Annotated in this window: 13 protein-coding genes; 11 read left to right on the top strand and 2 right to left on the bottom strand. The window is 67.7% G+C overall.

Going from position 1 to position 13,965, the window contains the following annotated elements; translation table 11 throughout:
* The 5 genes from carB to AC6RA4_RS15700 form a co-directional block, all read left to right on the top strand.
* Positions 1-2,559: carbamoyl-phosphate synthase large subunit (gene carB / locus AC6RA4_RS15680; RefSeq protein WP_500161871.1), on the top strand; the 2,559-nt coding region annotated here is incomplete at its 5' end.
* 644 nt (positions 2,560-3,203) lie between these two features.
* A complete protein-coding gene (gene gpmI / locus AC6RA4_RS15685) occupies positions 3,204-4,718 on the top strand; it encodes a 2,3-bisphosphoglycerate-independent phosphoglycerate mutase (protein WP_500161873.1) in 1,515 nt (504 codons plus the stop codon).
* Positions 4,718-5,833, top strand: coding sequence for a murein hydrolase activator EnvC family protein (locus AC6RA4_RS15690; protein WP_500161875.1), 1,116 nt, complete (start codon positions 4,718-4,720; stop codon positions 5,831-5,833). Before gpmI ends, AC6RA4_RS15690 begins: the two co-directional genes overlap by 1 nt.
* Positions 5,834-5,840: 7 nt before the next feature.
* Entirely contained in the window at positions 5,841-7,181 is a 1,341-nt protein-coding gene (locus tag AC6RA4_RS15695; RefSeq protein WP_500161877.1) for a S41 family peptidase, read from the top strand.
* A 52-nt stretch (positions 7,182-7,233) separates the two neighbouring features.
* Entirely contained in the window at positions 7,234-7,716 is a 483-nt protein-coding gene (locus AC6RA4_RS15700) for an RNA pyrophosphohydrolase (protein WP_500161879.1), read from the top strand.
* 162 nt (positions 7,717-7,878) lie between these two features.
* On the opposite strand, the gene AC6RA4_RS15705 is transcribed toward AC6RA4_RS15700, so the two are convergent.
* Positions 7,879-8,274, bottom strand: coding sequence for a VOC family protein (locus tag AC6RA4_RS15705; RefSeq protein ID WP_500161881.1), 396 nt, complete (start codon positions 8,272-8,274; stop codon positions 7,879-7,881).
* A 100-nt stretch (positions 8,275-8,374) separates the two neighbouring features.
* Here AC6RA4_RS15705 and dapD point away from each other — a divergent pair, with 100 nt between their 5' ends.
* The 5 genes from dapD (at position 8,375) to AC6RA4_RS15730 (ending at position 11,306) form a co-directional block, all read left to right on the top strand.
* Entirely contained in the window at positions 8,375-9,202 is an 828-nt protein-coding gene (dapD, locus tag AC6RA4_RS15710) for a 2,3,4,5-tetrahydropyridine-2,6-dicarboxylate N-succinyltransferase (protein ID WP_500161883.1), read from the top strand.
* Positions 9,202-9,552, top strand: coding sequence for a hypothetical protein (locus AC6RA4_RS15715; RefSeq protein ID WP_500161885.1), 351 nt, complete (start codon positions 9,202-9,204; stop codon positions 9,550-9,552). The genes dapD and AC6RA4_RS15715 overlap by 1 nt, the downstream gene beginning before the upstream one ends.
* A gap of 68 nt (positions 9,553-9,620) precedes the next feature.
* Positions 9,621-9,866 carry a GlsB/YeaQ/YmgE family stress response membrane protein gene (locus tag AC6RA4_RS15720; RefSeq protein WP_500161887.1) on the top strand — a complete coding sequence of 82 codons (246 nt, stop codon included), beginning with the start codon at positions 9,621-9,623 and terminating at the stop codon, positions 9,864-9,866.
* A 4-nt stretch (positions 9,867-9,870) separates the two neighbouring features.
* Positions 9,871-10,902: a sodium:calcium antiporter gene (locus tag AC6RA4_RS15725; protein WP_500161889.1), complete on the top strand. Its 1,032-nt coding sequence runs from the start codon at positions 9,871-9,873 to the stop codon at positions 10,900-10,902.
* 71 nt (positions 10,903-10,973) lie between these two features.
* A complete protein-coding gene (locus AC6RA4_RS15730; RefSeq protein ID WP_500161891.1) occupies positions 10,974-11,306 on the top strand; it encodes a DUF8846 family protein in 333 nt (110 codons plus the stop codon).
* Positions 11,307-11,379: 73 nt separating this feature from the next.
* Here the strand turns inward: AC6RA4_RS15730 and AC6RA4_RS15735 are convergent, their stop codons facing one another.
* A complete protein-coding gene (locus AC6RA4_RS15735; RefSeq protein WP_500161893.1) occupies positions 11,380-12,453 on the bottom strand; it encodes a Hint domain-containing protein in 1,074 nt (357 codons plus the stop codon).
* A 337-nt stretch (positions 12,454-12,790) separates the two neighbouring features.
* Here AC6RA4_RS15735 and dapE point away from each other — a divergent pair, with 337 nt between their 5' ends.
* Positions 12,791-13,936 (top strand): succinyl-diaminopimelate desuccinylase, encoded by a 1,146-nt coding sequence (gene dapE / locus AC6RA4_RS15740; protein ID WP_500161895.1) that lies wholly within the window; start codon positions 12,791-12,793, stop codon positions 13,934-13,936.
* Positions 13,937-13,965: the final 29 nt, after the last annotated feature.

Consider the following 13,965-nt stretch of genomic DNA (forward strand, 5'->3'; position numbering starts at 1 on the left):
GATTCGATCACCGTCGCCCCGGCGCTGACCCTGACCGACAAAGAATACCAGATGATGCGCACGGCCTCGATCGCCGTTCTTCGCGAGATCGGTGTCGAGACCGGCGGTTCCAACGTGCAGTGGGCGGTCAACCCGGAGACCGGCCGCATGGTCGTCATCGAGATGAACCCGCGCGTGTCGCGCTCCTCGGCGCTGGCCTCCAAGGCCACCGGCTTCCCGATCGCCAAGATCGCCGCTAAGCTCGCCGTGGGCTACACGCTCGACGAGCTCGACAACGACATCACCAAGGTGACCCCGGCGAGCTTCGAGCCGACCATCGACTACGTGGTCACCAAGATCCCGAAATTCGCCTTCGAGAAGTTCCCGGGCTCCGAGCCCTACCTCACCACCGCGATGAAATCGGTGGGCGAGGCGATGGCCATCGGCCGCACGATCCACGAATCGCTGCAGAAGGCGCTGGCCTCGATGGAATCCGGCCTCACCGGCTTTGACGAGGTCGAGATCGAGGGCGCGCCGGAGAAATCCGCCGTCATCAAGGCGATCAGCCAGCAGACCCCGGACCGCATGCGCACCATCGCGCAGGCGATGCGCCACGGCCTTTCGGATGACGAGATCCACGGCGTGACCATGTTCGACCCGTGGTTCCTTGCCCGCATCCGCGAGATCGTCGAGGCCGAGGAAGAGGTCCGCGCCAACGGCCTGCCCAAGGATGCCGAGGGCATGCGCCAGCTCAAGATGATGGGCTTCACCGATGCCCGTCTCGCCAAGCTGACCGGTTTCTCCGAGAAGGACGTGCGCGGCCGCCGTTCGGCGCTTGGCGTCACCGCCGTGTTCAAGCGGATCGACACCTGCGCTGCCGAGTTCGAGGCCCAGACCCCCTACATGTATTCCACCTACGAAGAGCCGATGATGGGCGAGGTGGAATGCGAGGCGCGGCCCTCGGACAAGAAGAAGGTCGTCATCCTCGGCGGCGGTCCGAACCGGATCGGCCAGGGCATCGAGTTCGATTACTGCTGCTGCCACGCCTGCTTTGCGCTCACCGAAGCGGGCTATGAGACCATCATGATCAACTGCAACCCCGAGACCGTGTCGACCGACTACGACACCTCGGACCGGCTGTATTTCGAGCCGCTCACCTTCGAGCACGTTATGGAGATCCTGCGGGTCGAGCAATCGAACGGCACCCTGCACGGCGTGATCGTGCAGTTCGGCGGTCAGACCCCGCTGAAGCTCGCCAACGCGCTCGAGGGCGAGGGCATTCCGATCCTCGGCACTACACCCGACGCGATCGACCTCGCGGAAGACCGCGAGCGTTTCCAGGCGCTGGTGCACGAGCTCGAGCTCAAGCAGCCGAAGAACGGCATCGCCTCGACCGACGGTCAGGCGCTGGCCATCGCCGACGAGATCGGCTTCCCGCTGGTGATCCGCCCCTCCTACGTTCTCGGTGGCCGCGCCATGGAGATCGTCCGCGACATGGCCCATCTCGAGCGCTACATCAAAGAGGCTGTGGTGGTCTCGGGCGACAGCCCGGTGCTGCTCGACAGCTATCTCGACGGCGCCGTCGAGCTCGATGTCGATGCGCTCTGCGACGGCGAGGCGGTGCACGTGGCGGGCATCATGCAGCATATCGAGGAGGCCGGCGTGCACTCGGGCGACAGCGCCTGCTCGCTGCCGCCCTACTCGCTCTCGGATGATGTGATCGCGCGGGTGAAGGTGCAGACCGAGGCGCTCGCCAAGGCGCTCAACGTGGTCGGCCTGATGAACGTGCAGTTCGCCATCAAGAACGACGAGATCTATCTCATCGAGGTCAACCCGCGCGCCTCGCGCACCGTGCCCTTCGTCGCCAAGGCCACCGACTCGGCCATCGCCTCGATCGCCGCGCGCATCATGGCGGGCGAGAAGCTCTCGGCCTTCCCGCTGCGCGAGGGCTACGCCGCCGATACCGACTATGACAGCGACGTGCCGATCGCCGACCAGATGACCCTGGCCGATCCGAACATGCCGTGGTTCTCGGTCAAGGAGGCGGTGCTGCCCTTCGCCCGCTTCCCGGGTGTCGATACCATCCTCGGACCCGAGATGCGTTCGACCGGCGAGGTCATGGGCTGGGACCGCTCCTTCCCGCGCGCCTTCCTGAAGGCGCAGATGGGTGCAGGGACGCATCTCCCGACCGAGGGCGCGGTGTTCCTGTCGATCAAGGATGCGGACAAGACCGAGCAGATGCTCGAGGCGGCGAAAGTGCTGGTCGAGATGGGCTTCACCCTGATCGCCACCGGCGGCACGGCGAAGTTCCTCGAGACCGCGGGCATCACCTGCGAGCAGGTCAAGAAGGTCTACGAGGGGCGCCCCAACGTGGTCGACCTGATGAAGGATGGCGGCATCCAGCTGGTGCTCAACACCACCGAGGGCAATGCCGCGGTCGAGGACAGCCGCGAGATTCGCTCGGTCGCGCTCTACGACAAGATCCCCTACTACACCACCGCCGCCGGCGCCCATGCCGCGGTGATGGCGATGAAGGCCCGCGAGGAGGGGGAAATCGTGGTGAAGTCGCTGCAGGGGTGAGAGGCCTATAAAGGTCGTTCGCGAAGGAAAATAAAATGAGGCGGGGCGGAAATGTCCCGCCTTTTTTACGTCCGAACAACGCCCCAGCGCGGAATCAAGCCCGAAGGGCGCCGCGCCAGCGCCGGACCGTCCCCGCGGTCTGGCGCTTTGGTGACATCCGCGCTGCCTGTCGAGGTCTTTCGGACTTGGCCGGGATAAAGCGAGAGGTTCGACGGGAAGAGCGCCAGCCCACGGTCCGGCGCTTGCGCGGCTCGCTCTGCTGATCTGTCGTCGGGCAGGCTCGGGGGGAGGGGCGATCTCGCGTCCCCCTTCACGGACTGGCGCTTTGCTGACATCAGCGCTGCGTGTCGAGGCCTTTCGGATGTGGCCGGGATAAATCGAGAGGTTCGACGGGCAGAGCGCCAGCCCACGGTCCGGCGCTTGCGAGGCTCGCTCTGTTGATCCGGCGTCTGGCGGGCGTGAGTGCCGAGAGTCTTCCTGAAACGTCCGCCACCGCCCGGGCTTGCACGGCCCGCTCCGCTGACCCAACCTTGGGCAATCATCAGCGCCAAAAAGACCATCCCCGCCGCGCGGCGTCGCGTCCTCTCCACATCCCTCCCCAACCCTGCTAAGCCTGCCCTGACCGCATCAGGAGGGCCTCCCACATGACCACGCCGAAACCCGTTGTCCTGACCATTCTCGACGGCTGGGGCCTGCGCGATGAGGAGGCGTTCAACGCGCCGAAGCTCGCCAAGACCCCGACCATGGACAGGCTCTACGCCTCCTGCCCGCACGCCACGCTGGTGACCTTCGGGCCGGATGTGGGCCTGCCCTCGGGGCAGATGGGCAACTCGGAAGTGGGCCACACCAATATCGGCGCCGGCCGCGTGGTGGCGATGGATCTCGGGCAGATCGACCTCGCCATCGAGGATGGCTCCTTCTTCGACAACGACGCGATCAAAGCCTTCGCGGCCAAGGTCACCGAGGCCGGCGGCGCCGCGCATGTCATGGGCGTTGTCTCGGATGGCGGCGTGCATGGCCATATCGAACACATCAAGGCCGGCGTGAAGATGCTCACCGACCTTGGCTGCAAGGTCGTCATCCACGCCATCACCGATGGCCGCGACGTGGCGCCGAAATCCGGTGAGGCCTTCGTGAAGGACCTCGCCGACAGCCTCCCCGAGGGCGCCTCCATCGGGACGGTGATCGGGCGCTACTATGCCATGGACCGCGACAACCGCTGGGAGCGGGTCGAGCAGGCCTATGACGCGATGATCCTTGCCAAGGGCGAGACCGCACCCGACCCGGTGACCGCTGTCAGCCAGAGCTACGCCAACGGCAAGACCGACGAGTTCATCCCGGCCACGGTGGTCGAGGGCTACGCGGGGCTCGCGGAGGGCGACGGGTTCTTCTGCATGAACTTCCGCGCCGACCGCGCCCGCGAGATCCTCAAGGCCATCGGCGAGCCGGGCTTCGACGGGTTCGAGCGCGACAAGCCCGCGCTCTCGGCGCTGCTTGGAATGGTCGAGTATTCCGACGATCACAACGCCTACATGACCACCGCCTATCCCAAGCGCGAGATCGTCAATACGCTGGGCGAATGGGTGGCCAAGCACGGGCTGCGCCAGTTCCGCCTCGCCGAGACCGAGAAATACCCGCATGTCACCTTCTTCCTCAACGGCGGCAAGGAGACCCCGGAGGAGGGCGAGGACCGCTTCATGCCCAAGTCGCCCAAGGTGGCGACCTACGACCTGCAGCCCGAGATGTCCGAGCCCGAGGTGGCCGAGAAGTTCGTCGAGGCCATCGAGGCCGGCTACGATCTCATTGTGACCAACTTCGCCAACCCCGACATGGTCGGCCATACCGGCGATCTCGAGGCCGCGATCAAGGCCTGCGAGGCGGTGGATGACGGGCTCGGCAAGGTTGTCGCGGCGCTCGAGAAGGCCGGCGGGGCGATGGTGGTGATCGCCGATCACGGCAATTGCGAGACCATGTGGGACGAGGCCACCAACGGGCCGCACACCGCCCACACCACCAATCTCGTGCCGGTGATCCTCTTCGGCGGCCCCGAGGGCGCAACGGTGCACGATGGCCGGCTCGCCGACGTGGCGCCGACGCTGCTGCAGCTCATGAACCTCGACCAGCCCGAGGAGATGACCGGGAAGAGCCTCATCGACTGATGCTGCGGCTCTCGCTGATCCTGTCGCTGCTCGCCGCCCCGGTCCTGGCGCAGGATCCGGCCACGGCGGCGCGCGAGGCCGCAAGGGCGCTCGAAGAGGCCTCGGTGCAGTTGGGCGAGGCCGAGAGCGCGCGTGATCGCGTGCGGGCGCTGACGCGCACCGTGAAGGCCTACGAGGCCGGGCTCGCCGCCATGCGCGAGGGGCTGCGCGACGCCGCCATCCGCGAAACCGAGCTGAGCCGCCGCCTGCAAAGCCAGGAGGGCGAGATTGCCCAGTTGCTCGGGGTGCTGTCGAGCATGGGCGGGCGCGCCGCGCCCGGCGCCATGCTGCACCCCGACGGCCCGGTGGGCGCGGCGCGGGCCGGCATGATGCTGGCCGCGGTGACGCCGGGGCTCAACGCCAAGGCCGAGGCGCTGCGCGCCGATCTCGACGAGGTGACGGCGCTGCGGGTGCTGCAGCAGAGCGCCGCCGAAACCCTGCAACAGGGGCTGACCGGCGTGCAGGAGGCCCGCACCGAGCTGAGTCAGGCGGTGGCCGACCGCACCGACCTGCCCAAGCGTTTCACCGAGGACCCGATCCGCACCGCGATCCTGATCTCGGCGACCGAGACGCTCGAGGGCTTTGCCAGCGGGCTGTCGCAGATCACCGAGGACGAGGTGCTGACCCAGCTTCCGCCGATCGACGACCGCAAGGGCGCGCTCGAGATGCCGGTGCAGGGCCAGATCCTGCGCCGCGCCGGCGAGGCCGACGCCGCCGGCGTCACCCGGCCCGGCATCGTGGTCGCAACGCTGCCCGAGGCGCTGGTCACCACCCCGACCGCCGCCACCGTGCGCTACAGCGGGCCGCTGCTCGATTACGGGCTGGTGACGATTCTCGAACCCCAACCCGACCTGCTTTTCGTGCTCGCCGGGCTCGACGTGGTCTATGGCCAGACCGGCGAAGTTCTGCCCGAGGGCAGCCCGGTTGGGCTCATGGGGCGTATCGCGCCGGGAAACGACCCGTCACCATCTGTTGAAGGGGGTGGCGCTGGACGCACGGAAACGCTCTATATAGAGGTCAGACAGGGCGACAGGCCCGTGGACCCGCTCACGTGGTTCGCAAGCGACAAGGGATGATATGGGCATGAACAAGTTTCTGATGGCCGCGCTCGGTGGCACGGTCGCCGGCGTCGTCGCGACAACGCAGTTTGTCGGGCCGCTTCTGGCTCAGGAGAGCGAGAAGAGCGGCAGCGTCTACGAGCAGCTCGACCTGTTCGGCGACATCTTCGAGCGCATCCGCGCGCAATATGTCGAAGAGGTCGAGCCGGGCGAACTCATCGAGGCGGCGATCAACGGCATGCTCACCTCGCTCGACCCGCATTCGAGCTACCTCCCTCCGGACGACGCCGAGGACATGCGGGTGCAGACCCGCGGCGAGTTCGGTGGGCTCGGCATCGAGGTGACGCAGGAAGACGGCTTCGTGAAGGTGGTCTCGCCGATCGACGACACCCCGGCCTCCGAAGCCGGTATCGAGGCGGGCGACTTCATCACCCATGTGGACGGCGAGAGCGTGCTGGGCATGACCCTCGACGAGGCGGTCGACATGATGCGCGGCCCGGTCGGCTCCGAGATCGTCATCACCGTGGTGCGCGAGGGCGAGGAAGAGCCCTTCGACGTGACCATCGTGCGCGACACCATCAAGCTCACCGCCGTGCGCACGCGCCTTGAGGGCGACACCGTGGTGCTGCGGGTGACCACCTTCAACGACCAGACCTTCCCGAACCTGTCGGAAGGGCTGGCCGAGCGCATCGAGGAGGCCGGCGGTCTCGACGAGATCAACGGCGTCGTGCTCGACCTGCGCAACAACCCGGGCGGCCTGCTGACCCAGGCGATCAAGGTCTCGGACGCGTTCCTCAACAAGGGCGAGATCGTCTCGACCCGTGGCCGCGATCCGCAGGACGGCGACCGCTACAACGCCACCGAGGGCGATCTGGCCAGCGGCAAGCCGATGGTCGTTCTGATCAATGGCGGCTCCGCCTCGGCCTCCGAGATCGTCGCCGGCGCACTGCAGGATCACCGCCGCGCGGTGGTGGTCGGCACCAAGAGCTTCGGCAAGGGCTCGGTCCAGACCGTGATGCCGGTGCGCGGCGACGGCGCGATGCGCCTGACCACGGCGCGCTACTACACGCCGTCGGGCCGCTCGATCCAGGCGCTCGGCGTGTCGCCGGATATCGTTGTCGAACAGCCCCGCCCGCGCCCCGACGAGGACGAGGAGGAGGCGACCAACGTCTTCACCCGCTCCGAGGCCGATCTGCGCGGCCGTCTCGACAATGACAGCCTTACCGAAGAGGAAATCCGTCAGATCGAGGAAGAGCGCGAGCAGGCCGAACAGGCCGCGGCGCTGCGCGAGGAGGATTACCAGCTCGCCTATGCGATCGACATCCTCAAGGGCCTGACGGTGCTCGAAACCGAAAAGCTCAAGTGATAGAGGCAGGGCGGGGATTTCCCCGCCCTTCTTCTTTCCGCACGAGGCCCGCATGACCCCCGAAGAGATCGCCAAGCTTCCCTATCGCCCCTGCGTGGGCGTGATGCTCGTCAACCCGCGCAGCGAGGTCTTCGTGGGCCAGCGCATCGACAGCGAGGTGCCGGCCTGGCAGATGCCGCAGGGCGGCGTCGACAAGGGCGAGGCACCGCGCGACGCGGCCCTGCGCGAGCTGTGGGAAGAGACCGGCGTGTCCTCGGATCTGGTGAGCATCGAGGCAGAAACACCCGATTGGCTGCCCTACGACCTGCCGCATGACATCGTGCCGCGGATCTGGAAGGGGCGCTACCGCGGGCAGGAGCAGAAATGGTTCCTGCTGCGCTTCCACGGCAGCGACGACCAGGTCAACATCGCCACCAAGCACCCCGAGTTCTCGACCTGGCGCTGGCTGGCGGCGGATCAGGTGGTGGGGCAGATCGTGCCGTTCAAGCGTGATGTCTACGAACGGGTTCTGACCGCCTTCCGCGACCACCTCTGACCCCGCTGAGATCGCGCCGGAGGTCGTGTCCGCCGCGTTGGAAGGCAACCCGGCCTCGGCCGGTTGCCCGCCGTTCGAAAGGGGCGGCGCGGCGACTGCCGACCGGCGCGGCGCCGGTCCAGTTCAGGCTGGCCGGAGAGATCTGCGGCCAACCTTGATGCCTCAGGCGAAGCGCCCCTCGCGGGCCAGCACCTCGATCTGGTAGCCGTCGGGATCGGCCACGAAGAAGAACTTCGCCACCACCTCGCCCGCCGGAGCGAACTCCACCAGCTTGCGCGGGTTGAGTCCCGCGGCCTCGAATCGGGCATGTTCGGCCTCGAGATCCTCGACCGAGACCGCAAGGTGGCCATAGCCGTCGCCCAACTCGTAGGGCTCGGTGCGGTCCTTGTTCACCGTCAGCTCAAGCTCGAACCCGGTCTCGGCGTTCGACAGGTAGACCAGGGTGAATTCGGGGAAGTCGAGGCGATCCGCGACCGTGAGGCCGAAGGCGGTCTCGTAGAAGGCCAGCGAGCGCTCTTCGTCGAGCACCCGGATCATGCTGTGGATTGCCTTGGCCATGCGTCTCATCCTTTCCTGCGAAGGGCGGCCCCGGGATGCGTTGCCGTAAGGCGGGCCGCCCGTTATAGGGCTGGAAACCGGATCGCACGAGGAGACACAGATGTCCAACGCACAGCTCGAAGCCGCCATCGAAGCCGCCTGGGAGGCGCGCGACACCATCACCCCGTCGACCGGGGGCGAAACCCGCGAGGCCATCGAGGCCACGCTGCACGCGCTCGACAGCGGGTCGCTGCGTGTCGCCGAGAAGCAGGACGACGGCAACTGGCACGTCAACCAGTGGGCCAAGAAGGCGGTCCTCCTTGGCTTCCGCATCAAGGACATGGAACTGCAGGACGGCGGCCCGCAGGGCAGCGGCTGGTGGGACAAGGTCGACAGCAAGTTCAAGGGCTGGGGCGATGCCGAGTGGAAGGCCGCGGGCTTCCGCGCGGTGCCGAACTGCGTGGTGCGCAAGTCGGCCTATATCGCGCCGGGCGTGGTGCTGATGCCGTCCTTCGTCAACCTCGGGGCCTATGTCGACAGCGGCACCATGGTCGACACTTGGGCCACGGTTGGCTCCTGCGCGCAGATCGGCAAGGGCGTGCACCTGTCGGGCGGCGTCGGCATCGGCGGCGTGCTCGAGCCCATGCAGGCCGGCCCGACCATCATCGAGGACAACTGCTTCATCGGCGCGCGCTCCGAGGTGGTCGAGGGCGTGATCGTCCGCGAGGGCTCGGTGCTCGGCATGGGCGTGTTCATTGGCCAGTCGACCAAGATCGTCGACCGCGAGACCGGCGAAGTGTTCTACGGCGAAGTGCCGCCCTACTCGGTGGTTGTCGCCGGCACCATGCCGTCGAAGAACGGCGTGAACCTCTACTGCGCGGTGATCGTGAAGCGCGTCGATGAAAAGACCCGCTCCAAGACCGGCATCAACGAGCTGCTGCGCGACTGATGCGCCTGAGCGCGATCATCGCGCTTGTCGCGGCGGCCTTCCCGGCCGCCGCCTTCGCTCTCGAAGGGCTCTACCGTCCGGCCTACCCCTGGGCCGACGGCTGGGACTGCCGCAGCGTCGGTCGCGAGGGCGGCGCGGTGCTTCTCACCGTCAACGCCTTCATCGGAGTGGGCAGCCGCTGTTCGCTGGCCGATCCCACCGAGGTGCGCGGCATGGAAGCGCGGCTCTACGACGCCACCTGCCGCGAAGGCGACCGGGTTCGCACCGACCGCATCATGGTGCTGCGCACCGCGCCCGGCATCGCCATCATCCGCAACGGCGCCATCAGCCTTTTCACCGCTTGCGAGTGATCGCACGGAACCATCGGGCAGGATGCTTGTTTCCCTTCCGTTAACAGGAATTGACAGGGAAAGTCGCCATGGGTCTCGGCCTCATTGCATCCATCATCGTCGGCGGGCTGGCCGGCTGGATCGCCAGCATGATCATGAAGGCCGATACCGGCATCCTCATGAACATCATTCTCGGCATCGTCGGCGCGGTGGTTCTGAACTTCGTGCTCTCGCTTCTGGGCATCTACGCCGCCAACACCTGGGTGCCGCAGCTGATCGTCGGCATCATCGGCGCCAGCGCGCTGATCTGGGTCGTCCGCAAGGTCCGAAGCTGACCGCTTGATACAGGATCTTTCGCTTCCGCTCCTGCTCGGGCTCTTCGCCCTCGCAGGGGCCGTCGTCGTGGCCGCGTCCATCCGCGCCACCACCCTCGCCGACGTCATCGCCGACCGCACCAGGCTTGGCGAGGCGATGGCGGGCGGCGTCCTGCTGGGCGGTGCGACCTCGCTCTCGGGGGTGGTGGTCTCGGTCACCGGGGCCGCCGGCGGCGATGCCAGCTTCGCCGTCTCGAACGCGGTGGGCGGCATCGCGGCGCAGACGCTGTTTCTCGCCATCGCCGACCTGCTGCACAAGCGCGCCAATCTCGAGCACGCCGCCGCCGAGCCCGCCAACCTCTTCCAGGCGGTGATGCTTCTGGTGCTGCTGAGCCTGCCGATCGCTGCCATGGCCGGCCCCGACATCGCCTATTTCGGGGTGCACCCGGTTTCCGTCGTGATGTTCCTCGCCTATCTCGCCGGGGTGAAGCTGTCCTCCGAGGTCAGCGAACGCCCGATGTGGCGCCCGGTGGAGACCCGCGACACCCGCCACGACGAGCCCGACGACGAGAACGATCCCGACGCCCCGGTGCTGAGGCCGGCGCTGATCTTTGCCGCGCTGGTCGCCGTGATGGGCCTTGCCGGCTGGGTGATCAGCCAGGTGGGCGGCGCCTTCATCACCCGCTTCGGCATGACCTCGAGCCTCGTCGGCGCGCTGATCACCGCCGTCATCACCTCGCTGCCCGAGCTGGTCACCACGCTGGTCGCGGTGCGCCGCGGCGCGTTGCAACTCGCCGTGGGCGGTATCATCGGCGGCAACACCTTCGACACGCTGTTCCTGGTGTTTTCCGACGTCGCCTATCGCGACGGCTCGATCTATCAGGCGGTGGGCCAGACCGATCTCTACTGGCTCGCGACCGGCATGCTAATGACCGCGATCCTGCTTGGCGGGCTGATCCTGCGCCAGCGTGAGGGCCCGGCGCGGATCGGCATCGAGAGCGTGCTCCTGATGGCGGTCTATGGCTGCGCCGTGGCGGTCGAGCTCTTCGCCCAATGAGCACGCACCGCCGGGGCTTGACTCGCGGTCCTGCCTGCCGCATCCCGCCCGAAACGCGGGAGACGGCAGGCATGGCCAGCAAAAAACCATCGAGACAGCAGGTCTACACCCTTTTGGTCGAGGTCGGCCGCAAGGCCGGCGACGGGTTGCCCGACAAGTCCACCGGGGCGGCGCTGATGTGCTATGCCAGCGGCGTCGACGAGGCCGAGGCGGTGCGCGAGACCGTGGCGATCCTCAAGCAGGCCGACATGGCGCCGCTCGACGTCACCGGCTACGGCACGGAGGAAGAGCGCCGGGCCCAAGGCCACGAGATCGAGGCGGACGAGCAGGAGCTGATGGCCCGCGCGCTCGAGGAGAACGCCGTGATCGTCGCGCAGGTCACCCCGTTTTTTGACAAGGGCTGAGGTCGGCCAAGAAAATTGGCTAATTTTCTTGGCTACAAGATTTTTCGGACGAAAAATCTTCTGCGGGCGTTGCTCAGGCCACCCGCGCCTGCGCCAGCGTGATGGCTTCGAACGGATGCAGCACCTGATAGCCGGCGCGGTGCTGCTCGGGCAGCAGGCCGGTTGGACACGTCGCCAGAAGCGACGCCGCCAGATGCGGCTTCGAGCGCCGCAAACGCCCCACGTAAAGGCTTTCCAGCGCCGCGCCGCCGGCCATCACCGGCTCGTGCGCGGGCAGCAGGAGCTGGTGATAGTGCAGCGTCATCGCGCCCTCCTCGCGCACCGCCGCAAAGCCGTTCACGAGGCTCAGCGCCGGGACCAGAACCGCCTCGCGTCCGAACAGGTACTCGACCTCCGATCCGCCGATCACCAGCCGCTGATGCGGAGAGACCACGAGATCGCGGGTCAGTCCGAAATAGGGCGCGCGCAGCCGCACCGGCGTGAAGGAGCCAAGCGCCGGCACCGCCCGGCTCACGCGCTGAAGCACCGGCACCACCTCGCCGTTGCGGGTCCGGACCGTATCGCCGGTCTGAAGCTCGGCCACCGGGCGCGCGCCCTGCGGCGTCTCGACCGGTACCCGCCCGGTGAGCGAGGGCGTCGGCCCCACCGGCTCGATCTCGTCTGACACCGCGAAAAAGATCACGTCGGGATCGGTGCGGCAGAGCTGCGGCCGGCGCACCATGGTGAACAGGTCCTCGAGCAGCAGCGGTGGCGGCGGCGGGGTCTCGCGCAGCGCGGTGCGGTCGCTCTCCGGGCGCTCCAGCGCCAGTCGCCCCCAGCGCCGGGTCGAGTCCCAGCTGAAGGTGACGCGCAGGATGTCGGTGCGGGCGTCGTCGGGGTATTGCAGCAAGGTGTGGAACGCCTCGCCGCCATGGCTCATCACCAGCACGATGCTGCCATTGGGCAACGCCTGCAGCGACACGCCGCCGGGCCAGGGATGGTGGCGCTCGAAAGCGAGCAGGGTCTGCGGACGGCCCTCGGCGGAGAGCCGGGTCTCGATCAGCAGCGAGCCCTTCGAGAGCAGCGCGTCGCGCGGCTGCAGACCGGCGTCGAAGACGCGGTCGTCGGTCCAGCGCCGGCCCTCGCCCGAGATGGCGATCCAGCTCATGCCGCGCGCTGCCCCGCGTTGGCTTGCGATGAAGAAACCCCTGCCGTACTCATGCCCGTCACGCTGCCTCGTCCGGGGCCGCGCGCAGCGCTCCGGGCAGGCCGTGGCACGGCGCAGAACGCCGCGATACGCTGCATGGATCCGGTCAAACTGCCCGCCCGCCCGAGGCGATTTTTCCCCTTGTTATGGCATCATTGGTACCACGGTCGCGCCGCTCAGGCCAGTTCGATTGTCCTGTGACATAGCCTGCGCCGGCCCGCGCACAGCAAAGATGCGGGGTTTGCCCTTGGGCGCGTGTCGGGGTAGCCAGAGCCGAGACCCAGCAAGGAACACCGCCATGACGACCGATCCCGTCGCGCTCACCGCCGATCTCATCCGTTGCCCCTCGGTCACGCCGGAGGAGGGCGGAGCTCTGGTGCTGCTGCAGGAGCTTCTGGAGGGCGCGGGCTTCACCTGCACGAGGGTGGATCGCAACGGCACCGCCAATCTCTACGCCCGCTGGGGCGAAAGGGGCCACGCGCGCAGTTTCGGTTTCAACGGTCATACCGACGTGGTGCCGGTGGGCGATGCCGCGGCGTGGAGCGCCGACCCCTTCGGGGCCGAGATCCGTGACGGCGTGATGTTCGGGCGCGGCGCCACGGACATGAAATCCGGCGTCGCGGCCTTTGCCGCCGCCGCCGTCGATTTCGTAAAGGAGACGCCCCCGGACGGCGCCATCGTGCTGGCGATCACCGGCGACGAGGAGGGCGACGCCACCGACGGCACCGTGGCACTGCTCGACTGGATGGAGAGCCAGGGCGAGCGCATGTCGGTCTGCCTCGTGGGTGAGCCGACCTGCCCCTCGGAAATGGGCGAGATGATGAAGATCGGTCGCCGCGGCTCGCTCTCGGCCTGGTTCACGGTGACCGGCAAGCAGGGCCACGCCGCCTACCCGCACCGGGCGCTGAACCCGATGCCGGCGATGGCGCGGCTGATGGACCGGCTGGCCTCGCACGAGCTGGATCGCGGCACGGACCATTTCGACGCCTCGACGCTGGCGGTGGTGACCATCGACACCGGCAACCCGGCGACCAACGTGATCCCGGCGCAGTGCCGCGGCACCGTCAATATCCGCTTCAACGACAGCCATACCGGCGCGGCGCTGTCGGACTGGCTGCGCGGCGAGGCGGCGCGGGTCGACGCCGAATTCGGCACCGCCACCGAGGTCAGGATCAAGATCTCGGGCGAGAGCTTCCTGACGCCGCCTGGGGCGCTGTCGGATCTGGTGGCGGCGGCGGTCGAGGCCGAGACCGGGCGTCAGCCGGAGCTCTCGACCTCGGGCGGCACCTCGGATGCGCGCTTCGTCAAGGATCACTGCCCGGTGGTCGAGTTCGGGCTGGTCGGCAAGACCATGCACCAGGTCGACGAGAACGTGCCGGTGGCGCAGATCGCCGAGCTGAAGGCGATCTATGCACGCATCCTGACGCGCTATTTCGAGGGCTGACGTGAGCGGCCCCATGAGGGGTGTTGCGG

It is taken from the genome of Salipiger sp., from assembly GCF_059781815.1.